This window comes from Pontibacter flavimaris, assembly GCF_001907195.1.
Lineage (GTDB): Bacteria > Bacteroidota > Bacteroidia > Cytophagales > Hymenobacteraceae > Pontibacter > Pontibacter flavimaris.
The window spans coordinates 1-25,145 of sequence record NZ_LVWA01000011.1 but is presented as its reverse complement, the minus strand read 5'-3'; the positions used below and the strand labels follow the sequence as shown (position 1 = coordinate 25,145).

Annotated in this window: 22 protein-coding genes; 15 read left to right on the top strand and 7 right to left on the bottom strand. The window is 54.4% G+C overall.

The genetic code is table 11. The features are described from left to right. Positions 1-83: 83 nt before the first annotated feature. The 3 genes from A3841_RS17465 to A3841_RS17455 all read right to left on the bottom strand — a co-directional run bounded on the left by A3841_RS17465 (position 84) and on the right by A3841_RS17455 (position 4,703). Positions 84-2,492: an ABC transporter permease gene (locus A3841_RS17465; RefSeq protein WP_073854328.1), complete on the bottom strand. Its 2,409-nt coding sequence runs from the start codon at positions 2,490-2,492 to the stop codon at positions 84-86. A 106-nt stretch (positions 2,493-2,598) separates the two neighbouring features. Beyond that, positions 2,599-3,300: an ABC transporter ATP-binding protein gene (locus A3841_RS17460; protein WP_170866229.1), complete on the bottom strand. Its 702-nt coding sequence runs from the start codon at positions 3,298-3,300 to the stop codon at positions 2,599-2,601. Between the two features lie 152 nt (positions 3,301-3,452). Beyond that, positions 3,453-4,703 carry an efflux RND transporter periplasmic adaptor subunit gene (locus A3841_RS17455; protein ID WP_073854324.1) on the bottom strand — a complete coding sequence of 417 codons (1,251 nt, stop codon included), beginning with the start codon at positions 4,701-4,703 and terminating at the stop codon, positions 3,453-3,455. 291 nt (positions 4,704-4,994) lie between these two features. Here A3841_RS17455 and A3841_RS17450 point away from each other — a divergent pair, with 291 nt between their 5' ends. Beyond that, positions 4,995-6,377, top strand: coding sequence for a sigma-54-dependent transcriptional regulator (locus tag A3841_RS17450; protein WP_073854322.1), 1,383 nt, complete (start codon positions 4,995-4,997; stop codon positions 6,375-6,377). Beyond that, positions 6,367-7,746, top strand: coding sequence for a sensor histidine kinase (locus tag A3841_RS17445; protein ID WP_073854320.1), 1,380 nt, complete (start codon positions 6,367-6,369; stop codon positions 7,744-7,746). Before A3841_RS17450 ends, A3841_RS17445 begins: the two co-directional genes overlap by 11 nt. Positions 7,747-7,853: 107 nt before the next feature. Here the strand turns inward: A3841_RS17445 and trxA are convergent, their stop codons facing one another. Next, positions 7,854-8,159 (bottom strand): thioredoxin, encoded by a 306-nt coding sequence (gene trxA / locus A3841_RS17440; protein ID WP_073854318.1) that lies wholly within the window; start codon positions 8,157-8,159, stop codon positions 7,854-7,856. A 271-nt stretch (positions 8,160-8,430) separates the two neighbouring features. Here trxA and A3841_RS17435 point away from each other — a divergent pair, with 271 nt between their 5' ends. The 12 genes from A3841_RS17435 to A3841_RS17380 all read left to right on the top strand — a co-directional run bounded on the left by A3841_RS17435 (position 8,431) and on the right by A3841_RS17380 (position 19,231). Further along, a complete protein-coding gene (locus tag A3841_RS17435) occupies positions 8,431-8,760 on the top strand; it encodes a hypothetical protein (RefSeq protein ID WP_073854316.1) in 330 nt (109 codons plus the stop codon). Then, complete coding sequence (locus A3841_RS17430) at positions 8,760-9,422, top strand: hypothetical protein (protein ID WP_073854314.1); 663 nt, start codon at positions 8,760-8,762, stop codon at positions 9,420-9,422. Before A3841_RS17435 ends, A3841_RS17430 begins: the two co-directional genes overlap by 1 nt. Further along, positions 9,419-10,240, top strand: coding sequence for a sensor histidine kinase (locus tag A3841_RS17425; protein ID WP_073854312.1), 822 nt, complete (start codon positions 9,419-9,421; stop codon positions 10,238-10,240). Before A3841_RS17430 ends, A3841_RS17425 begins: the two co-directional genes overlap by 4 nt. Positions 10,241-10,260: 20 nt before the next feature. After that, entirely contained in the window at positions 10,261-10,677 is a 417-nt protein-coding gene (locus A3841_RS17420; protein WP_073854310.1) for a response regulator, read from the top strand. A gap of 173 nt (positions 10,678-10,850) precedes the next feature. Next, entirely contained in the window at positions 10,851-11,363 is a 513-nt protein-coding gene (locus A3841_RS17415; protein WP_083610415.1) for a CsgE family curli-type amyloid fiber assembly protein, read from the top strand. Positions 11,364-11,396: 33 nt separating this feature from the next. Next, positions 11,397-11,825 carry a curli production assembly/transport component CsgF gene (locus A3841_RS17410; RefSeq protein WP_073854307.1) on the top strand — a complete coding sequence of 143 codons (429 nt, stop codon included), beginning with the start codon at positions 11,397-11,399 and terminating at the stop codon, positions 11,823-11,825. A gap of 64 nt (positions 11,826-11,889) precedes the next feature. Continuing rightward, entirely contained in the window at positions 11,890-13,296 is a 1,407-nt protein-coding gene (locus A3841_RS17405; RefSeq protein ID WP_083610414.1) for a CsgG/HfaB family protein, read from the top strand. A 148-nt stretch (positions 13,297-13,444) separates the two neighbouring features. Continuing rightward, positions 13,445-14,644: a hypothetical protein gene (locus A3841_RS17400; protein WP_083610413.1), complete on the top strand. Its 1,200-nt coding sequence runs from the start codon at positions 13,445-13,447 to the stop codon at positions 14,642-14,644. Positions 14,645-14,901: 257 nt separating this feature from the next. Next, a complete protein-coding gene (locus tag A3841_RS17395) occupies positions 14,902-16,389 on the top strand; it encodes a hypothetical protein (RefSeq protein ID WP_073854303.1) in 1,488 nt (495 codons plus the stop codon). Positions 16,390-16,465: 76 nt separating this feature from the next. Next, a complete protein-coding gene (locus A3841_RS17390) occupies positions 16,466-17,032 on the top strand; it encodes a hypothetical protein (RefSeq protein WP_073854301.1) in 567 nt (188 codons plus the stop codon). Between the two features lie 231 nt (positions 17,033-17,263). Continuing rightward, positions 17,264-18,763: a carboxypeptidase-like regulatory domain-containing protein gene (locus A3841_RS17385; RefSeq protein ID WP_073854299.1), complete on the top strand. Its 1,500-nt coding sequence runs from the start codon at positions 17,264-17,266 to the stop codon at positions 18,761-18,763. Positions 18,764-18,940: 177 nt separating this feature from the next. After that, positions 18,941-19,231, top strand: a complete 291-nt coding sequence (locus A3841_RS17380; RefSeq protein WP_073854297.1) for an HNH endonuclease family protein — start codon at positions 18,941-18,943, stop codon at positions 19,229-19,231. 55 nt (positions 19,232-19,286) lie between these two features. On the opposite strand, the gene A3841_RS17375 is transcribed toward A3841_RS17380, so the two are convergent. Further along, a complete protein-coding gene (locus A3841_RS17375) occupies positions 19,287-20,750 on the bottom strand; it encodes a nicotinate phosphoribosyltransferase (RefSeq protein ID WP_073854295.1) in 1,464 nt (487 codons plus the stop codon). A 147-nt stretch (positions 20,751-20,897) separates the two neighbouring features. On the opposite strand from A3841_RS17375, the gene A3841_RS17370 reads away from it, so the two are divergent. Continuing rightward, positions 20,898-21,959 carry a DUF6687 family protein gene (locus A3841_RS17370; RefSeq protein WP_073854293.1) on the top strand — a complete coding sequence of 354 codons (1,062 nt, stop codon included), beginning with the start codon at positions 20,898-20,900 and terminating at the stop codon, positions 21,957-21,959. A 708-nt stretch (positions 21,960-22,667) separates the two neighbouring features. Here A3841_RS17370 and xseB read toward each other — a convergent pair. Continuing rightward, positions 22,668-22,919, bottom strand: coding sequence for an exodeoxyribonuclease VII small subunit (gene xseB, locus A3841_RS17360; RefSeq protein WP_073854290.1), 252 nt, complete (start codon positions 22,917-22,919; stop codon positions 22,668-22,670). Next, entirely contained in the window at positions 22,900-24,468 is a 1,569-nt protein-coding gene (gene xseA / locus A3841_RS17355) for an exodeoxyribonuclease VII large subunit (RefSeq protein ID WP_073854288.1), read from the bottom strand. Before xseA ends, xseB begins: the two co-directional genes overlap by 20 nt. Between the last annotated feature and the right edge of the window lie 677 nt (positions 24,469-25,145).

Below are 25,145 nucleotides of genomic sequence, written 5' to 3'. Positions count from 1 at the left end.
CTTTAAAGAGTTAGAGAGATTAAGGGTTTGGGAGTTAGAGACTTCATTACCAGTAACTAACAACTTAAAACTAATAACCATACTTACTGTGTGCGAATAGCCTTTACCGGATCGGCTATGGCTGCTTTTATGGCCTGAAAGCTTACAGTGGCAATGGCAATAGCCATGGCCGAAGCACCCGCCAGGGCAAAGATCCACCAGCTTAGGTCGATGCGGTAGGCGAAGTCCTGTAGCCACTTGCTCATGCCATACCAGGCAATCGGGCTAGCGATAACAATGGCCAGGCACACCAGCAGGGCGAAGTCCCGCGTCAGCAGCATCACGATGCCAGAGACCGAGCTGCCCAGCACTTTGCGGATGCCGATCTCCTTGGTGCGCTGCTCTGCCGTGAAGGAGGCGAGGCCAAACAGCCCGAGGCAGGCGATGAGTATGGTAAGGCCGGCAAAATATCCGAACACGGTCAGCATCTTTTCCTCGGCGCGGTACTGTGCGTCAAAGTGCTCGTCCAGGAAGAAGTACTCCATGGGGTGTCTGGGGTCAAAGGCGCTCCACTGTTGCTCAACAAAACGAATGGTGCTGGCCTGGTCTGCCGCAGCAATGCGGGCCAGCAGGTAGCCCGGAGATTCCGGGGCCAGTACAATCGCGATTGGCTGTACACTTGAGTGCAGGGAGGACACGTGGAAGTCCTTCACCACGCCGATGATCCGCGCGTTTCCATCGTTTGCGCCGTCATCGCTTAACTGCAGTTTTTTTCCGATCGGATCTGCCCAGCCGAGCCATTTTACTGCCGCCTCGTTAATGATCACGCCGGCTTTTTCGTCCGTTTTTATATCGCGCGAGAAATTACGGCCTGCCTGCATCCCAACCCCCATCAGCGGTATAAAGTCATAGTCCACTGCCATGATATCGAAGGTTTTCTCCACCATCTTCCCCTCCTGCTCCACCAGCATCAGGGTGCGGTTCATGGCTTCGGCGGGAATGCTGTAGGAATTGGACACCTGCAGTACGTTGGGGTTCTGCAACAGCTTCTGCTTGATCACCGGGAGGCGCTGTACCAGCGTGGAGTCGCCGCCCGGAACATCTATCACCAGTACCTGCTCCTTGTTGAAACCCAGGTCGGAGTTCTTCAGGAAGTGCATCTGTGTGAATACGACAATGGTGCCGATGATCATGATAAGCGAGATGCTGAACTGCACCACCACCAGGGCGCGGCGTAAAATGGCACTGCCGCCTTTGGGTTGCTTATCCGATTTCAGCACCTCGGCCGGTTTGAAGGCAGAGAGAAAGAAGGCCGGATAGCTGCCTGCCACCACACCCACCAGCAGCACAATAGCCGCAATCAAGAGCAGGAACTCCCACTGCAGGAAGAAATCGGAGGAGAAGTTCTTTTCGGTGAGGTTGTTGAAGCTTGGGATAAAGATCTGCACCAGCGCCAGCGCCAGCAACACCGCAATCAGCGTCAGCAGCACCGACTCGCCCAGGAACTGACGGATAATCTGGCTGCGGTTGGCGCCTACCACCTTTCGCAGGCCAACCTCTTTTGCACGTTTGGCCGAGCGGGCGGTGGCCAGGTTCATGTAGTTTATACTTGCAATGAGCAGCAGGAAAACAGCCACGGCGGCAAAAATATAAATGTAGGAGATGTTACCGTGCGGCGTTAGATCGTGTTGGAAATGCGTGTCGAAATGAATGTCCTGGAGCGGCTGCGCGATAAAGTTCATCCTGGCGCTTAGCTTGCTTTCCTTGATCCAGGGGTTGACCACGGTGTTGGCCAGGGTATTTAACTGGTCCTGCAGCGCGGCAGCCTGGCTTTTGTCGGCCAGGAGCACATAGGTAAAGTAGTTGAGGTTGAGCCAGTGGTTGCCCTGCTCATCGTCGCGCAGGCGGGCGTCCACGGTGATGCGGGAAAGAAGGCCAGAGGCAGCGATATGCGAGTGCCCCGGATCGCGGTACACGCCCGATACGGTGTAGGAGTCGCGGCTGAACCGCAGCACTTGTCCCATCGCCTGCTCCGCGCTTCCGAACAGCTTCCGGGCCAGTTCCTCCGTCAGCACGATTTGCCTTGGGGAACTTAGCGCCGTGGCAGGGTTGCCGGCCACCATCTCATAGTCGAACACGTGGAAGAAGGCACTGTCGGCAAAAAGCAGGTCCTCCTCGTTAAAGCTCTGGTCGTTGTACCAGATCGTTTGCCTACCGGCACTGAAGTACTGCGTTACCGCCTCAGCCTCCGGAAACTCCCGTACGGCATCCTGCAGGGGCAAAGCGGTCACGGCAAAATTATCCTGGTGTCCCTCAAAAATAGCCTCTCCCACAACCCGCATGATACGGTCTGATTTGCTGAAGTTGCTCTCGTAGCTCAGTTCATCCTGCACATACAGGAAGATGAGGATACAGGAAGCTACCCCAATGGCCAGCCCCACGATGTTGATGGCCGAGTATACTTTGTTCCGCAGCAGGTTGCGGACCGCTATTTTGAGGTAGTTGGCGAACATGGTTTTATGGTATGGATGGGCATATGGCTTTGAGGGGACAAGTATGGAAAGTATAAATCAGGCCCCTGCAAGGTATAAATTAGGTGGCGGGGGCCTGCGTTATACTTTACAGCAGCTCGGCGGCGTGACGTTTTACGTTCAGGTTCTCGGTCACGATCTGGCCGTCGAACAGGTTCACGATGCGATGGGCATATTCGGCGTCGGTGGGGGAGTGCGTTACCATCACCACGGTGGTACCGGCCTCATTCAGCTCCGATAGCAGCTGCATTACCTCGCGGCCGTGCACCGAGTCCAGGTTACCGGTCGGTTCGTCGGCAAGTATAAGGGCCGGCTCCGAAACCACGGCCCGGGCAATGGCGGCGCGCTGCTGCTGGCCACCCGACAGCTGCTGCGGGAAGTGGTTGCGGCGGTGCGCGATGCCCATGCGCTCCATGGCCTGCAGGGTACGCTGCGTCATCTCAGCCTTGGAGAAACCCAGGTAAGCCAGCGGCAGGGAAATATTCTCCTCCACGGTCAGCTCGTCTATCAGGTTAAAGCTCTGGAACACGAAGCCCAGGTTCTGCTTGCGCAGCTTGGCGCGCTGGCGCTCCGACACGTTGGCTACCTCCTGGCCCTGAAACTTGAAGCTTCCGGCAGAGGGGCTATCGAGCATGCCCAGAATGTTGAGCAGCGTGGACTTGCCGCAGCCCGACGGGCCCATGATGGCCACAAATTCGCCCCGTTTGATTTTTAGGTCCACGCCGGCCAGGGCGGTGGTTTCCACAGTGTCCGTAATGTACTTTTTCTGCAGGTTCTGCGTGTCGATGATAAGTTCTTGCGTGCTCATGGTTCTTGCTGTTGTAGAGGTTCTTATAGTTTTATCCTGTACTAATACTATATTGATTGTCAGTTGTTAATTGTTGATTGCTGGTTCATCTCAAAGTATAGATGAAAAACAATTAGCAATCATCAATCAACCATTTACTTGAGTTCCAGCTGGTCTATGTCGCCGTAGCTGTCGTAGGAGGAGAGCACGACTTTTTCGCCCGGCTGCAGGCCCTCCAGCACTTCGTAATAGTTCGGGTTCTGGCGGCCCAGTTTTATCTGGCGTTTGTCGGCGGTGCCGCTGGACTCGTTCACCACAAACACCCAATTGCCGCCGGTGCTCTGGTAGAAACCGCCTCGAGGCAAAAGTATGGCTTGCGCCCCATCGTTCAGGTTCAGCTTCACCTGCAGCGTCTGGCCCCGGCGTATGCCCTCGGGAGCGCCTTCTGCAAATTCCATATCTACCTGAAACGTGTTATTCTGTACCTCCGGGAATACCTTCACCACCGTTACCTTGTAGCTCTTGCCATTAAAGTCGAAGGTGCCGGCCAAGCCGGGGTGTATTCTGGAGATGTAGTGCTCGTCTATGTTGGCTTTTACCTTGTAGCCGTTCAGGTCGTCTATCTGGCCGATGTTCTCACCTGCCGCCTTGGATTCGCCTACTTCTGCCTTTAGGGTGGAAAGCTGACCGGTGAAAGGGGCCGTCACGTAGAGGTTGTTGAGCGTGTTGCGGGCCATGTTAATATTGGCCTCCATGCGGCGGATGGACTCGTCTAACTGCTTGAGGCGATCGTTCATCAGCTGGGCATCCTGCTTCACGGAGCGCTCGGCCAGGTTCTTGCGGGTAGTCAGGTAATCGTACTCGTCTTTAGAAGCTTCAAACTCCTCGCGGGAGATCACTTTTTCCCCGATCAGCATTTTGTTGCGCTCATACTTGCGGTTAGCCAGGGCCAGCTGGTATTTTATCTCGGCCAGGTCGTTCTCCTTTCGGATCAGATCCTGCTTCATGGTAATTTCGGAGTTCTGGCGCTCGTTCATCAGATCGTACAGCTGTGTTTCGCGCGTCATAAAGTCGATCTGGAGCGTGGTGTTGGAGAGTTTCAGGATCGTATCGCCCTGCTCCACCATTTTGCCGTCATCGGTGAAAATCTTCTCCACACGGCCTCCCTCGGTAATGTCCAGGTAAAATGTCTTGAGCGGCTCCACGGCGCCGTCGATGGCAATGAACTCCTGGAACATGCCCTCACTTACCTGCCCGATGGTGACGCGCTTGCTGTCCACGTTCAGTTTGGAGCTGTGCTCGGCGAAGAGGAGGTTATAGAGTACCAGCACCAGCACCACGGCACCGGCTGCGATAAGTATAACTTTCTTTGGCGTTACTTTTTTCTTTTCTATTACGCGGTCCATAGGGGTACATTGTGGTCGTGAGCATGGGTTTCAGCGTTCCCTTCTCCCCATTGCCAATTAGTGTGCCATTATTCGTAAACCTCTGAATATTAGTAGGTTGACTACAAGTATAGTATGGATGCTATTTCTATACTGTCCGGTTCCGTACACCTGGGTGTCCTGTAGCGAACAGCGGACCGGCAAGAGTGGAGGAATTTGTGGTTGATACTTTATACTTAGCCGGAAACATGGCATATTGCACAGAAAAAACGTAGTTTTAAGTGTACAGCTGCGCGAAATCAGAATAAAACTATGCCTAAAATCCCCTGCAAAGTATTGGTGGTAGATGATGAGGAAGATATCCTGTTAGCGGGAAAACTGCTCCTGAAGCAATACTTCGAGGTGGTGGTAACGACCTCTGACCCCTACCGGATCCCTACGCTTTTGCAGGAAAACGCCATTGATGTGGTGCTGCTGGATATGAACTACAGCACCGGCGCCACCTCCAGCAGGGAAGGGTTCCACTGGCTGAAGCAGATACTCCAGCTCTCCCCAAACACTACCGTTATACTTATGACGGCCTATGGCGACATAGAGCTAGCCGTGCGCGCCTTAAAAGAGGGAGCCACCGATTTTGTACTGAAGCCCTGGCAGAACGAGAAGCTGATGGCTATACTGAAGAGCGCCTGCCAGAACAAGGCTTCCGCAGGCAAACGCAGCGCGGAGGTGGCCGAGCGCGAGAACACCGCCTACCACTACGATGGCTTCATCGGTGTGTCGCCGGCCATGCAGCGCGTGTACCAGACCATAGACAAGGTGGCCGCCACCGATGCCAACGTGCTGATACTTGGCGAGAACGGAACCGGCAAGGAAGTGGCCGCGCGCGCCCTGCATCAGAAATCAAAGCGGGCTAAAAACGTCTTCGAGCCCGTGGACCTGGGCGCTATCAGCACCACGCTGTTCGAGAGTGAGTTGTTCGGCCATGCAAAAGGGGCTTACACCGATGCCAAGGAGGAGCGGGCGGGCAGGCTGGAGGCGGCCTCCGGCGGCACGCTTTTCCTGGATGAGATCGGTAACCTGACGCTGGCGCTGCAGGCCAAGCTCTTAACGGTGCTGCAGAGCAGGCAGGTCATCCGCCTCGGTACCAACAAACCGCGCCCCATCGACATCCGCCTTGTCTGCGCCACCAACATGCCGCTATACGAGATGGTGCGCGAGGGCTCGTTCCGGCAGGACCTGCTTTACCGCATCAACACCGTAGAGATACACCTGCCGCCCCTGCGCGAGCGGCGCGAGGACATCAAGCTGCTGGCCGAGCACTTCCTGCAAGTATACCGCCAAAAGTATGACCGCCCCAACCTGCACCTGAACGCCGAGACGCTGCGCCGCCTCAACAGCTACCACTGGCCCGGCAACATACGCGAGCTGGACCATGCCATGGAGCGCGCCATTATACTTTGTGACGGCAACGAACTGCACCCCGACGATTTTTACTTTGCCCCCGGCGAAAACGGGCAGCAACAGCGGTTCTCCCCCGAAAGTATAGACGGGAACGAGTATACCCTGGAGGCGCTGGAGAAAATGATGGTGCAGAAGGCGCTGGTAAAGCACGCGGGCAATATCACCCACGCCGCCAAGGAACTGGGCATCACGCGCACGGCCCTGTACCGCAGAATAGAGAAGCATGGGCTATAGCGGCTTCAGGGTAAGGCTGCTGCTGCGCCTGATTCTGCTGGTAGCCGGGGTAGTGGGGCTCCTGCTGGTACTCTTCCGCACCGATTGGTACTTGACGACGCTGGTGCTGTTCCTGCTGTTGCTGTTCCAACTCTACGACCTCATCCATTTTGTGGAGCGCACCAACCGCGACATCAGCAGTTTTCTGCAGTCCATCCGCCACTCCGACTTTACCCAGCGTTTCGCCACCGAGGGCGTGAACCCCTCTTACCGCGAACTCTACCAGAGCTTCAACGATATCTCAGAGGCCTTCCAGCGGGTGAAAACCGAGAAGCAGGCGCACTACCACTACCTGCAGGCCATTGTGGAGCAGGTAGGGGTGGGCATACTTTCCTTTGATGAGGACGGGGAGGTGCAACTGGTGAACCACGTGACCAGGGAGCTGCTGCACGTGCCGCACCTGCGCCACATCAACTCGCTGGAGCGGATCAGCCGGGAACTGGTACAGGCGCTGTACACGATCGGCCACGAGGAGAAGCGGCTGGTAACGCTGCAGGTAAACGACGAGCAGCTGCTGCTGAACCTGAGCGCTACCGAGCTGCAGCTGCAGGGGCAGCCTGTCAGGATCGTGACGCTGCAGAACATCAAATCGGAGCTGGAGGAGCAGGAGCTGCAGACCTGGCAGAAAGTCATCCGGGTGCTGACGCACGAGATCATGAACTCCATGACGCCGGTAGTGTCGCTGGCCACCACCTTGAGCAACCTGCTGGAGACCGAGGTCGTGACAAAGTATAAAGCCAGCGAAAGTATTGAGGAAGAGGTGCTGGAGGACATGCAAGCAGGCCTGAAGACGATCGAGAAGCGCAGCGCCGGCATGCTGCACTTCGTGAAAAACTACCGCCGCCTGATGCGCCTGCCCGCCTCGGAACTAAGGCCGGTGCGGGTGGCGGAGCTGCTCCGAAACGTGCGTACGCTGTTGCAGCAGCAGCTGGAGGAACAGCACGTAAGCCTGAAACTATACCTGCCCGACGAGAAAACGGAGGTGCTGGCCGATGCCGAACAATTGGAGCAGGTGCTCATCAACCTGATAAAAAACGGTGTGGAGGCTTGCCAGGGGCAGGAAGATAAACCTTGCGTGGAGATAGTGGCCTTTGTACCTGAAAACGAGCGCGACAAGTTTCGGATAGACGTGACCGACAACGGGCCAGGTATCCCGGACGAGGTGCTGGACAAGATCTTTATCCCTTTCTACACCACCAAAAAGCAGGGCTCGGGCATAGGGCTGAGCCTTTCCAGGCAGATTATACAGCAGCACGGCGGCACCATCCGCGTGCACACCCAACCCGGCCAAACCACCTTCAGCCTGGGGCTGAAGAGAATTTTTGAATGAGTGAATGAGTGATTGTGTGAATGAGTACACCTTAAAAAGCGAATAGAATAACTAAAAATGTATTTTTTATTCACTCATTCACTCACACACTCATTCAAAATTAAATTTTAAACATACTGCTGTATCGCCTGTGTAAGCTGCTGCGCCGGCATGGCCCCCGACTGCCGCCATACTTGCTGGCCCTTATGGAAAAGTATGAAGGTAGGCACGCCCTGCACCCTGAACTGCGCGGCAGCTGCCTGGTTGCTGTCGATGTTCACCTTTATCACCTTTAGCTTGCCGTTGAACTGGCCGGCCACCTGCTGTACCACCGGGCTCATGGCCTTGCAGGGTCCGCACCAGTCGGCGTAAAAGTCCACGAGTACCGGCATGCCCGGGCTGTTGATCAGTTCCTGAAAAGATTTCTTTGCCATTGCTCTTTGTATAAGGTATAAAATACTGCACTAAAGTATAAGCTACTCTTCATACGGCTGCGTGCGCCGTACCGTTCGTGGCCAGGGTAGCCCGGGCGCTGCCGCTGTACACTGACCAAAGTATAAGGGTATGCAGACAGGTACCGTTGCAGGCTCATCTTTCTGTACAAGACAATTTATTCTTCTGTTTCTTAAAAACTTAGCTTCCCGTTTGTGTTAAACTAAATTAGAAATTCACTATATTTCGTCTTTCAACCTAAGCCAAAACTATATGCCGAAATTCGACGGATCAGAGGGTGTAGCCATAGAACTGGCCACAGCCGTTAAATGGACCAAAAACTACCGTGAAAGAGCCGCGCCAGACCCTGTGCGGGGAGTCGTGATCAAGGGCCACTTCTTTGGGCGTGAGCTTCTGGAGAAGATCCTGAGCCAGGATGGCTGCATGGGCATCCGGATCTACCACGCGCGCGACGAGAGAGGGCAGCGCCAGCTCGTGCTGGTGGGTGCCGATGCAGATGGCGAGGATATGACGGCGGGCACAATGGCCGATGGTGCAAAGGTATGCCCACCCGACTGCGCGACCGGTGAGCTGAATGGCTAATGGAGTTTTACATTCGGGAAATTTATCCCTGGTTAGTTGATGTATCTTCCTTTAGCTTTAGCATACCGCTCATTGCCGGCATCCTGCTGATAAAAAAGCGGGACAGCAAGCTGTTTAACCTGCTCTTGCTCTACACTGTCTTCATTGCCCTGATAGAGATAACCGGGCAGCTGACCATATACCTGGGCACCAGGAACAACCATTGGATACAGCATATTTACACGCCCATAGAGTACGTGTTGCTGGCGATGGTCTATTTTTATAGCCTCCACAGCCGGGCCATAAAACGTGCGATCGTGGTAAGTATAGCCGGCGTAAGCCTGTTAAGTGTGCTGACCGGAGTTCTGGTGGAAGACATCACGCAGATGAATTCCTCGACGCGAATGATAGCCGGGGCACTGTTGATTGCCATGGCCGTGCTGTACTTTTACCAAACTGCCAGCAAGCCGAGCTTCACCTACCTGGACCGCGACCCCATGTTTGTGCTCAGCAGCGGGGTTATTTTTTACCAGGCGGGCACGGCTATGGCATTCAGCATGTTCAACGCAGCGCTGGCCGAGTCTTACGATGCCGCCCGGATCTGCATTTCCATTATCGTGGTGCTCAATATGCTGTTTAGAATTATACTGATGATGGCCCTGAGGAGGGCTCCCGTAGCATGAAGACGCTGGACCCACTCATACTGATCACCCCCGTCATGCTGATGCTGGCGGTGGGCATCATCGTGTTCGTGGTGCTCTACCAGCGGCGCATGCTGCAGCACCAGGAGCAACTGCGCCAGCTGCAGTCGGTGAAGCAACAGCAACTGCTAGAGGCGACCCTGCACGCGCAGGAAGAGGAGCGCCGCCGCGTGGCCCGAGACCTGCACGACGAAGTGGGCGCCATGCTGGCCCTTATCCGCCTGAACCTGCACCAGATGGTGAGCGGAGCCGAAATCAGGGATGAGAAATTGCTGCAAAACGCCCAGCACCTGAAGCAGCAGCTGGACGAGGTGCTCAGCAGCGTGCGCCGCATCTCCCACGACCTGATGCCGGTGGTGCTGGAGAAGATGGGGCTGGCGCAGGCCCTGGACGCCCTGCGCCGCGCCCTTGCCACCAGCGGGCAGATAGAGCTGGTTATCAGTTACAACGACAAAACAAAACGCCTGAAACCGCAACACGAACTCTTGCTGTACCGTATGGTGCAGGAATTGCTCAACAATACCATTAAGCACGCGCAGGCAACTCAGGTAAGTATAGACCTGCAGTTTACCACCACCGGGACAAGGCTACTGTACAAAGACAATGGCGTAGGCTTTGACATGGCCGCCATGCAGCAGGAGAAGGCACTGAGCGGGGGGCTGGGCATTATGAGCCTGCAGAGCCGTGCAGCCCTCCTGAACGGGAGCATTAGCTTTACGTCTGCCCCGGGAGGAGGCACAACCGCCACCATTAGCATACCCACTACTTCACCCGAACTAACACCAACACAATCAACATAAATCTAAACCTGTTACTGCCCATGGAGTATCAGCCGCTTACCTTGGCTATTGCCGATGATCACAACCTGTTCCGGAAGGGGGTTCTGGAACTGTTAAAGGCCTTTGAGGAAATCACCTTGGTAGCCGACGCCAGCAACGGCGCCGAGTTGCTCGAAAAAATTGAGTCTGACCTGCCCGATGTGGTGATGCTGGACCTGGAAATGCCCGAAATGGACGGTGTGGCCACCTCGCGTTACCTGTTGTCAAAATACCCCGACGTGCGCATCCTGGTGATGTCCACCTACGGGGATGAGGCACTGGTGGAGAGCCTGCTGGAGGAAGGCGTGAAAGGCTACCTGCTCAAGAACTCAGAACCCGACGAACTGCGGCAGGCCCTGCAAGCCCTGCGTGCCGGCGATGGCTACTTCTCATCCGGTATCAAAATCGACGCGTTCTAATCAGCACCCTGGCTAAAGCATTAAAAAGCCCGGCTCCACAAGAGCCGGGCTTTTTGTTTTTGTGTAGGATTTATAGTTTTCCAATATTTAACTAAACTTTTTTTAAGGGATCAAGTATTAAGGCTATATACTATAGATTTAATATAAATTTGGAGTATTTCGCTTTGCACCCTATGAAAACAGACGTGGGGCGACTGGTTCAGGCAGCGCTTATACTTTGCAGCGCCATACTTTTGCCGGCAGCGGCAAGGGCTCAGCATACTGCCAGGCAAGACACCGCCCAGCAGCAGGCAAAAGCCCGGCAGCATACCTCCCCGCGACCAAACCAATTTGAGGAAGGCATCCGCAGCTCAGCCGACCTGGAAGTAGACGGCCTGATCGTAGACGAGACCATCACCAAGATTGGCCGCGACTTCTACGAGGTTTTTCACCGGCAATGGGAGGCGCCACCTGCCGCCAAAAACTTCACCATACTTATAAAAGAGCGCCCTACCCGAGGCAGCGGCGCCCTGATCCAGGTGGCGTTGAACGATGAGATGCTCTTTGAGCAGCAACTGCAGCCCAGGTATGATGTGATAGAGGAGACAGCGACTTATGTGGCGGCAGGGCTTTACGAGTACCTGGCCCGAAACCAGTTGCAGCAACAACTGGAGGCGGAGGGGCAGCAACTGAGAGAGGTTTTTTAGGAAAAGTATAATCTAATGCATACTTACGTATCTATGAAAAATGTTATTTCTACCCTGGTAGCATTTCTTTTGCTCTCTTTAACCAACCTTGGTAATGTGCAAGCGCAGGACATGGTTTACACCCCGAAGAACCCTGCCTTTGGCGGCAACCCCTACAACTACTCCTGGATGCACAGCTCTGCCCAGTCGCAGGATAAGCTGAAGGACCCGGACGCCGAGAGCGGCTCGCTGTATAGCCGCGATCCGATGGAGGATTTCAAGAACAACCTGAACCGCCAGATACTAAATGAGCTGTCCCGGAATCTGATCTCCAAACAATTCGGAGAGGATGGCGTGACGCCGGGCAGCTATACGTTGGGCGATTACCAGATAGAGGTGACCGAAGGCCCCGGTGGCATCAGCATCGATATAGTGGACATGACCTCGGGCAACCGCACATCGGTGACCATTCCATACTATTAAAGCTTAGGTATTTTCGCCAATTGTTCCTGTACTCCGCTTCCTCTTATCTTCCCCGCCCTTGCTTATGATCCCAAAATTTTACACCTATACTTTCAATGCCTTGCTGTTGTTGGGGCTTTGTCTGGCGCAGAGCTGCTCGCCATACTTTCAGCAGCCCATGCAGAGCTCAAAGGCTTCGCTGGGCATACCTTCCCCTGCCTATCAGGACCTGGTGAGCCTGCCCGAGCCGCAGCAAAAAGTAGTGGCCGCCGTGTACAAGTTCAGAGACCAGACAGGGCAGTACAAACCCTCCGAGATCGGTACCAGCTGGTCTACCGCTGTAACGCAGGGTGCCACCACTATCCTTATTAACTCCCTGGAGGAATCGGGCTGGTTTACGACGATAGAGCGCGAGAACCTGGGCAACCTGCTCAACGAGCGCAAGATTATCCGCTCCACCCGTGCCGAGTCCGAGGCCATCACGGGCAAAAAGGAGCCGAACCTGCCGGGGTTGCTGTTTGCTGGCATCATACTGGAAGGCGGCATCATTTCCTATGACGCGAACGTGGTGACAGGCGGGGCCGGACTGCGCTATTTTGGCGCCGGCGGCTCCGGGCAGTATCGCGAGGACAAGGTAACGGTGTACCTGCGGGCCATATCCACCAGCACCGGTGAGATCCTGAAAACGGTTTATACTTCCAAAACCATACTTTCGCAGTCGATTGATTTTGGGGTCTTCCGGTATGTGCATTTCAAGCGCCTGCTGGAGGCAGAGACGGGTTTTACCTATAACGAGCCTTCCGAGATTGCCGTGAAGGAGGCGATCGACAAAGCCGTGCAAAGTATGGTGATCGAGGGGATGCTGTCCGGGTACTGGCGGCCGAAAAACAAGGCTGATCTGGAGTCGCAGGTGGTGAAGGACTACCTGCAGGAGAAGGAGGATATCCGCAGCAGCGACATCCATGGGAACCTGATGGCGGAGCGCCGCAGCCTGGTGGGGGTGGCCGGCGCGGCGGGGGCCATGTACTACAAAGGCGATTTCCCGGACCCACAATTTAAGTTCCTGGGCGAAGGCGGCCTGAAGATAAGCTCGCGGCAAAACATCGGCCTGGACCTGCGGCTGGGCAGAGGCAGGCTGGCAACAGAGAATGGCTTCGAGGCAGGTATAAACTACGCGGAGCTGAACCTCAACTACCTGCTCTTTCCGAAGCTGCGCTACACCCCATACGTGCAGGTAGGCGCCGGGGGACTGGTGGTAGGCAACGGCATCGTGGATATCTTCGATAGCTTCGGCGACAGCGGCCTGACGCCTTACGTGAAAGCCGGCATCGGCATGGAGTACCTGCTTACCCGGAACATTGGGTTGGACGTGAGCCTGGGGAGTTCATACTTGCTGGACGACGACCTGGACGAGGTGGAGCAGGGCCGGTTCAACGATTACTTCTGGACAGGGAAAGTAGGGGTTAACTTCTATCTGGGTTTATATAAGTAGAGCCAGCCTGTTCAGTCTTTACACCCTATTATAAACATATATGTTATATGTATTAACAAATAAAAAATATTAATAATTTTTGAAACATTAATATTTGTAAAAGGTATAGTGCTAATGTAAATCATCTTAAATCTTAAAAATCATTAGCATGAAAAAAAGAGTAATGTATGCTGCCGCGGCAGCATTGATGTTCACAGCAGGCTCTGCTTTCGCACAGAGCACAGGTAACACCGCCGCCACGACACAGACAGGCACTACAAACGTAGCTACTGCAACCCAGACAGGCGGTGTGGGTAATAATGCCAGCATCAGCCAGGCTGTTCTCAGTAACACCGCGTCTATCCTGCAGGAAGGTGGTGAGGGAAATGATGCCTCAGTAGACCAGAACGGTACAGAGAACAGTGCCGCTGTATGGCAGGCTGGCGGCGCACTTAATGACGCTGACGTTGATCAGGTCGGTATGTACAACTCCGCCTATGTGGAGCAGTTGGGTGGCTTAGACAACGACGCCGATGTGGACCAGGAAGGCGAAGGCAACTACGCAGAAGTGCTACAGTTATTTGGCGAAGATAACGACGCCGACGTGGACCAGGAGGGTGCCTACAATGAGGCTTATGTGAACCAGGAAGAAGGCGAGAACAACGACGCTGACATCGATCAGGATGGTGATTACAACGTAGCTGCCATTGACCAGGTATTTGGCGAAAGCAATGATGCCGACATCGATCAGGATGGTGACTTTAACTCTGCTTACATTAACCAGACGGATGGCGAGGACAACGACGCTGACATTGAGCAGGATGGTGACGGTAACTTAGCCGAGATTTACCAGCTAGGTGGTGAGAACAACGATTCTGACATTGACCAGGACGGTGATCTGAACAGCGCTCTTGTAGTACAACTTGGCGGCGAAAGCAACGAGGGTGACGTTTATCAGGATGGAGCTCTCAACTCCGCCTACATCGAGCAGACTGAAGGTTTCAGAAACGATGCTGAAATCAGACAAGACGGTTTAGCTAACGGAGCTGCGATTTACCAGTTTGGCGGCGACCATAACACAGCTGCTGTTGCACAGTATGGCGTTGGTAACGTTGCGCTTGTTGAGCAAGACATGGCTTCTTACAACACGGCCAGTGTTGCACAAAGTGGCTGGTTCAATGGCGCGGCAGTATCTCAGACTGGCTTACTAAACACAGCTTCGGTTTCGCAGGCTGGCATTCTGAACGGTGCCAGTGTGGAGCAGGCAGGAGACACCAATACCGCCACCATCAGCCAGATGGGATGGGGTAATGCTGCCTCAGCTACCCAGAGCGGTTCCGGAAACGTGAGCACCATCACGCAGCACTAATTAAGAACTGCTTCAGTCTCAAACATGGCACCCAACGAAATTGGGTGCCATGTTTATTTATACCATTCCCAATAACGGGTTAAAGTATGTACAATTATATAAAATAATGCTAAAGACGAGGTTGTGCTATGTCATTATATAGAGAGGTTCTATAATTAGAAAAGTATAAATTATAATCATCTTACTGAAACTAATACGTGAAGGTAAAGTATAATAAAACTGTAAATCATTTTAAACCTTCTAATAGTTACAACACTATGAAAAACAAACAAAAGTATGCAGCAGCAGCTGTAGCAGCTATGCTATTGGCTTCCGGCTCAGTGTTTGCCCAGAGCGGTAGCAACACCACCACCACAACGCAAGCAGGTACCCTGAACAGCGCCGTAGTTGACCAGGTAGCAGGCATGAACAACATTGTGGAAGTGGTGCAGACCGAGGACGGAAACGTAGCCACAGTATTGCAGAATGTGAGTGTCGGAAACGAAGTTTACATCGACCAGGCCAGCACAGCAAACGATGCCACCGTGGTGCAGGAGGGTGGGCTTAACAACGACGCCGACGTGGACCAGGACGGTGACATGAACGTGGGCTACATAGGGCAGTACCTTGGCTCGGATAACGACGCCGATATTGACCAGGATGGAAACATGAATGATGCTGCGATTGAGCAGGATGGTGGCCTGGAAAATGACGCCGACATTGATCAGGACGGTGACGCAAATGCTGCCTATATAGGACAAACGGGGGGTGAGGACAATGACGCTGATATTGACCAGGACGGAACGTTGAACAGCGCCTATATTGGCCAATTCGGCGGCTTGGACAACGACGCTGACATCGACCAGGATGGGGATGCGAACTATGCAGCCATACTCCAGGACGGAGGTGAGGATAACGATGCTGATATCGACCAGGATGGAACAAACAACTGGGCGGAAACAAACCAAATTGGAGGTGAAAACAATGATGCAGAAGTTGACCAGGAAGGCATAGGTAACATGGCGGAAGTATGGCAAGTGGAGGGCGAGAACAACGATGCTGACATTGTACAGGATGGAGAGATGAACGTAGCTAGTATTTCTCAGACCGGAGGGGAAAGCAATGATGCTGACATCACACAGCAAATCAGCATTGAAAACGAAGCTTCGATAATGCAGGAAGACGGATTGGACAATGAGGCGGAGATAAACCAGCTACACGATTACAATAATGCCTTCATTACTCAAATAGGCGGCGAAAGCAATGAGGCATACATCAGTCAGAGCAGTGATTATAACATTGCGACCATCAATCAAGTGGAAGGCCTGAATAATTATGCCAGTACCAATCAGGTAGGAGAAGGCGGCTGGTCATCTATCTTACAGGAAGGTGGACACGATAATAGTGCCATGATTGAACAAAGCGGCTTGGGCGCAGCAGCCAGTATTGAGCAACTTGGAGGTGCAGCCAATAGCGCGAGCGTGGTTCAGAACAGTTTCGGAGATCGTGCAGAGATTTATCAGTATGGTGGAGATAACAACACCGCTTCTATTGAGCAAGATGGTACTTTCTCAACCGCTGTAATCGTGCAGGATATGGCTTCGTTAAATAATGCCAGCATTATGCAAGAAACAGGAGACAGTATGGCTGATATCTACCAGACAGGTGTGATGAACACTGCCTCGATTACGCAGAGCGGTGAACTGAACAATGCTTCTATCTCCCAAAGTGGCACAGGCAACAGCAGTGTGATCAACCAGCAATAAAATGTACAAAAACTTCTCCGCGGTGGGTGCAGAGTCCATCGCGGAGATTTTATAAAGTTACTCCAAAGCAGGCGTTATGAGAAAAGTTATCTTGGCTGTAGTAGCCATCACTGTGCTGGTGCTGAACCAGGCAACGGCGCAAAACGGTAGAACCGAGGAGGCCCTGCTTGAGAACCTCCGCTCGAAGAACATGCAGAACAGGTTATCAGGCGCAGCCGAGGCGGCGCAGGAAGGGCAGGCCATTGTCTCTTTGGTGCAGCAGGTGCAGACAAGCACTGCGGCGAACCTGGCCAATGTGCTGCAAGTGGGGAACTACAACAACGCGGTAGTACAGCAAAACGGGGCCGACATACGTGCCACCATCGGGCAGTATGGCAACAGCAATTCGTATGAGGGGAGCCTGGTGGGCAACAACCTAAGCGCTGATGTGGAGCAGCACGGCGATGGCAATGCCGTGAACCAGCACATCAGAGGCAACAACCTGGATTACAACCTGATCCAACTGGGCAACAACAACACCATCAACCAGATCGAAACCACCCCGGCCTCCCGGTCTTACAGGGTGGTGCAGGAGGGAAATAACATGAACATCACCATTGAGCAGAGCAGGGGCTTTGCGCCTGTCACCATTCAAAAGCAGTAACAGGACGGAATGAACCTCTGCCTTGTCCATCATTTCCTGTAAGTGGCAGTACAACTGCCTAAAGAGGAGCTACTGTATAATACCGGGTCAACAGCAGCAATCAGTGCCATTTAGTGGTAAAAGTTTAAAAAATTCAATAAATAAGACAACGTAAGTAAAATATATAAGTATATGATTATACTTAGCTGGGCCTTCCCGGCTTGCTCCTGAATCACCAAATCTAACCTTCGCATGTTGAAAGCCGCTTCTACCCTTAAGCTGTTTTGCTTTTTACTCCTTTGTACTGGTCTTGCCTCCTGCAACGAAGAAACCGTGGAGCCTGAGGGGGGCGGCTCCATCAGTGGGGTGGTCATACATGCCGAAACTGAAGCACCGATCTCAGGTGTGAGTATCAGCACAAAACCAGCCACCGCAGCCGTTATTACCAATCAGGAAGGAAACTTCTCGATACCGGAGGTAGATGCCGGAGAGTATAATGTGGTAGCCCAGAAGCTAGGGTATAAGGTGAAAGGTGTGACGGTGGCCGTTAAAAGCTTCAAGAGCAGCCATGTTACCATTGTGCTGGAGGAGGCAACTGGCGGGGGACTGGCCCCAGGAAAGGCAACCAACCCGGTGCCCGCGTCGGGCACCACGTCTCAGCCCACGGACGTAACCCTGCGCTGGAAGGCCCCGAAGTCTAACAGCGGCGACACGCTTTCCTATGACGTGTACCTGTATGAGTCCGGAAACACGGAGAAGAAACTGATCGCCGAGGCTATTTCAGACACAAGCGTGGTGGCCAAAAACCTGAAGTACAACACGACATACTTTTGGCAGGTGGTGGTGCGGGATGCCAGTAGCCGAACGTCCAACGGGGATGTCTGGAGTTTTACCACGCTGGCGCTCACCAATGCCCGCTACCTGTTTGCCCGGGCCATTGAGGGTGATTACAACATTTACCGCTCAGACGGCACTGAGGCCAACACTTTCAGGCTAACCTCGGGCGTGAGCCGCGACTGGTGGCCGCTGCTGAACCCAAAGCGCGATGTGATTGCCTATTCCTCGAACGAGACCATTGAGCCCCAGATTTACACCATGAACCTGGATGGGACGAGCAGGCTGCAGATCACCACAGTGCCTGTAGCCGGCTACCATAACCAGGGAATCGGATTTGTGTGGTCGCCGGACGGGGGGCAGCTGATCTACCCGCACTATGATAAACTTTACCGCATCGAGCGCGACGGCTCTGGGCTTACCGTGCTGGCCACGGCTCCGGAGGGCCGCCACTTCCGGATGCTTGAGTGGACAGACCGCGGCAACAAGATCCTGGCGCAGACCATCGGGCAGAACATCAACGACTCTGAGATCTACATCATGGATTCCAACGGGGCCAACATGACGCTGCTGGTGGAGAACCTGCCGGGGCGTGTGGAGAGCCCAGTTTTCTCGATAGACGGTAGAAGTATACTTTATACCCAGGATGCGGCCGGCTTCGAGAACACCGAGGGCCGCCAGTTGAATTCCCGCATCTACCGAAAGGATTTGAACACGAACCGCATGACGGATTTATCCGGCGGAAAGCCAGCCGGCACCAACGACCTGTACCCGCGCTACTCGCCCACAGGCGATAAGATCATCTTCGTGAACACGCCAAACGATGGCTTCGGCCCTTTTGATATTTATGTGATGGATACCAACGGCAGCAACCGCACCAAGATCTTCTCCAACGGCACCATGCCGGACTGGAAATAAGCATCATCTTAAACCACTCAAGAGCAAAGAGCCACGGTCCGTATCGTGGCTCTTTCTGTTTACATGCCCATCCGCAAGTATGAAAAGTATACTTTATACTTGTACAGACCGGGAAAACCATACGACCAGGATTGCTGTTTAGGTTGATGGAAGTATAACGTAAAACTGCTGGGTAGTATGGCAAGGAAGCAGGCGGAACAAGTATGCGAGCTTTGCGGGAGGGAGGTACTAAACCTGTCGCGGCACCACCTGGTGCCGCGCGAGGAGGGAGGCCGTTATGGCGCCACTGCCGAGCTTTGCCAGCCCTGCCACAGTACCCTGCACCTCACCTTCAGCAACCGGGAGCTGGCGCAGCTCTACAACTCCATTCCCGCGCTGCAGCAGGCCGCGCCGCTGCAGAAATACCTGAAGTGGGTGCGCGGAAAACGCATCGAGAAAATAGCGAACCGCCGCGGAAAGCGCAGGTAAAGTATGAACAAATGAAAAGGCACCCTTGTGGGTGCCCTTTCTGTTAGGTTTTCAGTTATTGCGCTGTCTCCCTCAGCTTTAGGATCAGATCCATTTTGTAGTGATGCAGGCTGCTTTCGAGGCCGGCCGGGTAGCTGTGCGGGTTCAGGTGGCGGCGTATACTTTCGTGCAGCTGGGCAATCTCCTCCGAAGTATGTTTTTTTATACTTTGCAGGTCGGGCAAAGTATAAACCAGGCTGCCTTGCCTGAAGATCGGCACCAGCAGGTCTTTATACTTGGCGTCTTCCTCCACGTTGCGGCGGCGTGTCGAGTCCAGCGGGTCCACGATCTGCGGGTGCTCCGGAAGCTGCTCCTGCTCGTTGTAGATCATGTCGGCCAGATAACGCTCCTGGTTGTAATAGCGCCTAACCTGCAGTATGCCCGGGTTGGATGTTTTGGCCAGCTGCTCCGAAAGCTTGATCTTATACTCCCACTTGCCGTTTTTGATCGCCGCCAGTTTGTACACACCGCCCAGGGCAGGCTGATCGTAGGCCGTAACCATCTTGGTGCCGATGCCCCATACGTTAATTTTGGCGCCCTCCTGCTTCAGGTGCGTAATCAGGCGCTCGTCCAGGTCGTTGCTGGCCACTATGCTGGTGTCGTGGAACCCGGCTTCATCCAACAACTTGCGGGCTTCCTTGCTCAGGTAGGTCAGGTCGCCGGAGTCGAGGCGGATGCCCCCGAAGACAAAGCCCTTTGGCTGCAGTTTCCGGGCCACCGCGATGGCTTTCTTCACGCCCTCCACGGTATCGTAGGTATCCACCAGAAAAACAGAGTCCTTCGGAAACGCGTCGCCGTACGCCTCAAAAGCCTCCTCTTCGGTGTCAAAGGCCTGTACCCAACTGTGGGCGTGCGTGCCCTTTACGGGGATGTTGAACAGCTGCCCCGCCAGCAGGTTGGAAGTGGCATCTACGCCGCCAATGTAGGCCGCGCGGGCCGCAGAAAGCGAGCCATCAATACCCTGTGCCCGGCGCATGCCGAACTCTATCACGGTATCGCCCTTGGCGGCCTGCTTAATGCGGGCGGCTTTGGTGGCAATAAGTGTCTGAAAATTGATGATGGTGAGCAGCGGCGTCTCGATGAGCTGCGCCTGCAGCAGCGGCCCTTTTACGCGCACCAGCGGCTCGCTTGGGAACACCACCGTCCCTTCCGGAATGGCGTCCACGTCGCAGGAAAACTCCATCTGCCCCAGGTAGTCAATAAATTCCTGTTCAAAAAGCGGTTGCCCCTGGCTGCCCTTCAGGCTGCTGAGGTAGGCAAGGTCGTCCTCCGTGAATTTCAGCGCCTGTAGGTACTCCACCGCCTGCTCCAGCCCTGCCGCCACCGTATAGCCGCCGCCAAACGGGTGCTTGCGGAAGTATAGATGGAACACCGCCTCGCGCTCGGCCATGCCCTGTTTCCAGTAGCCGTAAGCCATCGTCAGTTGATAGAGGTCGGTGAGGAGGGTGAGGGAGGTGCGGTAGGTTTGCTGAAGTGCCATGGGCCGTTTTTTGTTGATTGTGCTGAAATTTAAGAAGTATACCTGAGAAAAGCCGAAAAGGCTGCAGGTTGAGTAAAGTATCGGCCTAACCCTCAAATCAATAAAATTATACTTGCGGTTTGATGCACGTATCTGCAACTTTAGGCCATGCAGAAACGACAGTTTATACCTTTCTCGGAGGTTAAGGATAAAAAAGCGATTGTAGTGGACAGCACCCATGCCAACGGGTTCATGCTCTCTCACTGGAGAGGCGCGCCAAGCCCGGAGCCGGTGAAGGACGACACCAGCGCCGCCATCGTGCTGAACGCCATGCGCCAACGCCTGCCCGAGCTGGACCTGCCCTACGTGACCGCCAACCATTTCGACATCGACGGTTTTGTGGGGGTATGGGCGCTGCTGAATCCGGAGCTGGCGCTGGAGAACGAGGAACTGCTGCGGCAAATGGCGCTGATCGGCGATTTCCGGGAGCTGGACCTGAACCACCCGCTGGCCGGGGAGGCGCTGAAGCTGGTGTGCTGGGTTAACGCCAGGGAGCGGGAGCTGTTTTACAGGCCTTTTGAGGCCGATGAGATGGAGGAGAAGGAGGCGGCGCAGTGTGTGCAGAAGTTCCGCTATTTCCTGCGTGAGTTTAACCGCGTGCTGCAGGACCCGGACTGGGAGAAAGGCGCCTGGGAGGAGGAGGCGGCTAGCGTGCTGCTAGGCTACCGCGACATGTACAAGCCGGAGACAAAGATCACCCGCCACCCCGAGGTCGGCCTGATCATCATCGAAACACCACATCCATTGCATTACTACGCCCTTTTCAGCCGCACGCAGGGTTTTGACATGGTGCTGGCCTGCTACCAGGGCAATAAGTATGAACTGGAATATAAGTATACCACCTGGGTAGACATCGCCTCCCGGCCCACGCTGCCCCGGCTACCGATGGCCCCGCTGGCAGAGCGCCTCAACGAAATCGAGTCCTCCGGCCGCCGCTGGACTTACGAGCCTGTGACCGAAACCGGCCCGCTCCTGCGCCTGGATGGCGACAAGCTCACCCGCTCCGAAACCTACGCCAACCCCACTGAGCGCGAAATCTATACTTCGTCCATACCTGTGGAGCAGCTGAAGCAGGAGGTGGTGCAGTATTATCGCCAGGCTTACCAGGGCATCCAACCCAAGTATAACTGGACCTGGAAAGAGGTGAAGGAGCTGAACAGGGGAAGTTAAATCCGAAAATTAGGTAATCGTGAGCCAAGGGGAACCTGCTTTTGCTCCTGCTGGAGTATAAGTTTTATTGCTGCTGTTCTCGCGCGGACAGGTCGCGACCTGTCCCTACAAGTATAAACCCACCCCAACCCCTCCGAGGAGGGGAATTATACTTGTTGCTATACTTTACTTTCATCTCGAGCAGGGCGAGAGATCTATCTGGAACTCTAAAGCGATCTCCCCCGATGGTCGAGATGACAGCAAAGGCAGGGGCTATCGAATCTGAACCCAGTCCTTGGGTTGAGCGCCTTGTGAGATCCGATGCCACGTTAGTGGCAGCGCCCTGGCGCAGGAGGGAACACAGCGCGATGCCCGAGGACGAGCCCTCTCGGGCTGGAGAGCACCAAAGTATGAAATGGAACTGTAGGTTCGTAAGTCTGGAGGATCAGCAGGAGCTAGAAAGTATAGCCTGGTTCAAATGGAAGGAAGCAGCGGCTATGCAAGTATAGCCGAAGTATAAAAGTATGGCTCTGCGAGCCAGTCGGGTTGCAAACCCGACACCATCGTAGGACACAAGTCTAAAGACTTGCGCCATAGAAATGAAGCGGTGTAAAGTATGGCTTACGCGGATCCGGGATCCGCAGCAGAAGTGGCTCCGGACAAGGATTTCCGGAACAGCGAGGCGCGTATTGGGAAGAGCAGAACACCCTTCCCAAATATTAAGAAATACTAAAACAACGTACCGGCACTACCCTCCTGTGGCTTGGCAGGGACCTCGCAATTCTCCTCGCTGAACACCTGGTCGATGGCTTTTTCGGCTTTACGCAGTTTCTCTTTGCACAGCTTTATCAGCTGCGACGAGCGCTGTACTTTCTGCGTCAGTTCGTCCACATCCACGGCGTCGTTCTCAATGGCGCGCAAGATCTCCTCCAGTTCCTGCGTTGCCTCGCGGTAGGTCATGTTATTTAAGTCCTTGTTCATCTGTGTCGATATTTACAACCATGCTGTGGAGGCTGCCATCCTGCATTCTGGTTTCCACCACATCATCGGTTTTTACCTCTTTTATACTTTTAATGATCTTGCCGTTCAGGAGCGTGAGCGTGTAGCCGCGCAGCAGCAGCTTCTCGGGGTTGTTCGCCTCGATGCTCATTTCCAGTAGCTTCAGCCTATGGTTTTCGTTCTGCAATTTGCCTTTGGCGCCATACGCCAGCTTGTCGATATACTTGGAGAAGGTCAGTTGCCTTTGTTTCAGCTTGTCTTTCGCCTCCGTCTCCACGCAATGTACCAGGTGGTTCAGCTCGTGCTCCTTCATGTGCAGGTAGCGCTGGCTTTTGCCCTCCACGCACACCGAGAGTTCCTGCAGGTGCCGCTGCCGCTCGTGCAGCAGGTCTTTGGTACCCGCGTTCAGGTCCTTGTCCAGGTCGCTCACAAAATGACGCTGCGCCTCCAGGTAGGCCTTTGGCTTGAGTAACAGCCCCCGCGAGAGCGCTTCCAGTTTGTCTTTGTTTGCCTGCAGCAGCTGCCTGGTGATGTTCTGGAAACGCAGGCTCAGGCGTTCCAACTTGTCGTCTGTCAGCTTCATTTGCTGCGCCGCAAACATCCGGATACTGTCGAACAGATCCTCCGCGTACTCCTCCGCCTCCCGGAACCTGTCTATCAGGAAACCAGCCACAGCGGTCGGTGTTTTCAGGCGTGTGTGTGCCACCAGGTCGGCTATACTTTCGTCGCGCTCGTGGCCAATGCCCGTGAGCACCGGCAGCGGCGAATTTCCAATGGCTGCCGCAATTTTATAATCGTCAAAACAGCTCAGGTCCGTCTGGGAGCCGCCGCCCCTGATCAGCACAATGGCATCAAACTGATCGCTGCGCTTGGCGATCTGTGCGAATGCCTGCGCCACCGAGGCCGGTGCCTCGTTTCCCTGCACCGTGGCCGCAAAAAGCGTGGCCTCAAAAGTATAGCCGTAGCTGTTATGCTCCAGTTGGTGCATAAAATCCTGGAAACCGGCCGCCGTGGCGGACGAAATCACTGCCAGGCGTTGCGGCACCAGCGGAAGCTCCAGCTCTTTGTTTGCCTCCAGCAGGCCTTCCGCCTCCAGGCGCTTCAGCGTTTCGAGGCGCTGGCGGGCCAGATCGCCGATAGTATAGTTGGGGTCGATGTTGGTGATGTCGAGGCTGAGGCCGTAGAGCTCATGGAAACGCACCGTTGCCTGCAGCAGCACCTTGAGCCCCGCCTTCAGCGGCTGCCCCGTTTTCTCCTCGAAGTAGCGCGCCAGCATCTGGTAACGCGACCCCCAGATGGTTGCCCGTGCCTGGGCCAGCATCTGCCTTGCGTCATCGCCTTTGTCCACCAGCGTCAGGTAGCAGTGGCCCTTGCGGCGATCCAAATTTACCTGGGCCACCTCCGCCACCACCCAATAGCTGTCCGGAAAAGCCACCTCCAGCTCCTCGCGTATCTGCTGGTGCAGCTCATACAGCGAGAGCGGGGCCTGCTCCTCATACACAACCGTCTGGCGGAAAAAGATCTGGGACATGGTTCAACAACGTTACAATCTCCTGCACAACCGGCAGAGCGCCGGCTCCTGTGCCTCGAAGATAGGATTTTCTGGCTAAAATAATTAGTACGGTGGCGGAGAAAAAGTTTTTGGTTGTTGGAATCAGGGTGGGGAGGATTATGGGATGAACAGGATTTCTGTAGTGCCGGGTCCAACCCCTCCCCCGAAACAAGTTCGGGATCCGAGACTTGTCTAAGGCGGGGAATCTGTAGTTGCTTTGGCTGAAGTATAAGTTTTGTAGCTGCTGTCCTCGCGCGGACAGGTCGCGACCTGTCCCTACAAATATAGACCCACCCCCAGCCCCTCCCGAGAGGGGAATTATACTTACTACTCCACCGTCATCTCGAATGAAATGAGAGACTTATCTGGAATTCTAAAGAGATCTCTCATGAAGGTCGAGATGACAAAAGGCTGTAGCATCGAATCTGATTCCAGCCTTTGGGTTGAGCGCCTATGCGAGTTTTTCCGGTGCCGAACGCTAGTGAAGCAGCCCGAGGCACGAGGGCAGGAAAAGCTCCCAGCGCGATGCCCGAGGATGAGCCCTCTCGGGCTTGAGAGCATCAAAGTATGAAATGCAACAGTAGGTATGTGGGAACTAGAGGATCGGAGGTAGCTAGCTAGTATAGCTTGGTTCAAGCAGAAGGAAGCAGTGGCTC

Coding starts and splice junctions, on each gene's coding strand:
- A3841_RS17465 (WP_073854328.1), bottom strand. CDS start 2,492: ATGTTCGCCAACTACCTCAAAATAGCGGTCCGCAACCTGCTGCGGAAC.
- A3841_RS17455 (WP_073854324.1), bottom strand. CDS start 4,703: ATGGACCGCGTAATAGAAAAGAAAAAAGTAACGCCAAAGAAAGTTATA.
- A3841_RS17450 (WP_073854322.1), top strand. CDS start 4,995: ATGCCTAAAATCCCCTGCAAAGTATTGGTGGTAGATGATGAGGAAGAT.
- A3841_RS17445 (WP_073854320.1), top strand. CDS start 6,367: ATGGGCTATAGCGGCTTCAGGGTAAGGCTGCTGCTGCGCCTGATTCTG.
- trxA (WP_073854318.1), bottom strand. CDS start 8,159: ATGGCAAAGAAATCTTTTCAGGAACTGATCAACAGCCCGGGCATGCCG.
- A3841_RS17435 (WP_073854316.1), top strand. CDS start 8,431: ATGCCGAAATTCGACGGATCAGAGGGTGTAGCCATAGAACTGGCCACA.
- A3841_RS17430 (WP_073854314.1), top strand. CDS start 8,760: ATGGAGTTTTACATTCGGGAAATTTATCCCTGGTTAGTTGATGTATCT.
- A3841_RS17425 (WP_073854312.1), top strand. CDS start 9,419: ATGAAGACGCTGGACCCACTCATACTGATCACCCCCGTCATGCTGATG.
- A3841_RS17420 (WP_073854310.1), top strand. CDS start 10,261: ATGGAGTATCAGCCGCTTACCTTGGCTATTGCCGATGATCACAACCTG.
- A3841_RS17415 (WP_083610415.1), top strand. CDS start 10,851: ATGAAAACAGACGTGGGGCGACTGGTTCAGGCAGCGCTTATACTTTGC.
- A3841_RS17410 (WP_073854307.1), top strand. CDS start 11,397: ATGAAAAATGTTATTTCTACCCTGGTAGCATTTCTTTTGCTCTCTTTA.
- A3841_RS17405 (WP_083610414.1), top strand. CDS start 11,890: ATGATCCCAAAATTTTACACCTATACTTTCAATGCCTTGCTGTTGTTG.
- A3841_RS17400 (WP_083610413.1), top strand. CDS start 13,445: ATGAAAAAAAGAGTAATGTATGCTGCCGCGGCAGCATTGATGTTCACA.
- A3841_RS17395 (WP_073854303.1), top strand. CDS start 14,902: ATGAAAAACAAACAAAAGTATGCAGCAGCAGCTGTAGCAGCTATGCTA.
- A3841_RS17390 (WP_073854301.1), top strand. CDS start 16,466: ATGAGAAAAGTTATCTTGGCTGTAGTAGCCATCACTGTGCTGGTGCTG.
- A3841_RS17385 (WP_073854299.1), top strand. CDS start 17,264: ATGTTGAAAGCCGCTTCTACCCTTAAGCTGTTTTGCTTTTTACTCCTT.
- A3841_RS17380 (WP_073854297.1), top strand. CDS start 18,941: ATGGCAAGGAAGCAGGCGGAACAAGTATGCGAGCTTTGCGGGAGGGAG.
- A3841_RS17375 (WP_073854295.1), bottom strand. CDS start 20,750: ATGGCACTTCAGCAAACCTACCGCACCTCCCTCACCCTCCTCACCGAC.
- A3841_RS17370 (WP_073854293.1), top strand. CDS start 20,898: ATGCAGAAACGACAGTTTATACCTTTCTCGGAGGTTAAGGATAAAAAA.
- xseB (WP_073854290.1), bottom strand. CDS start 22,919: ATGAACAAGGACTTAAATAACATGACCTACCGCGAGGCAACGCAGGAA.
- xseA (WP_073854288.1), bottom strand. CDS start 24,468: ATGTCCCAGATCTTTTTCCGCCAGACGGTTGTGTATGAGGAGCAGGCC.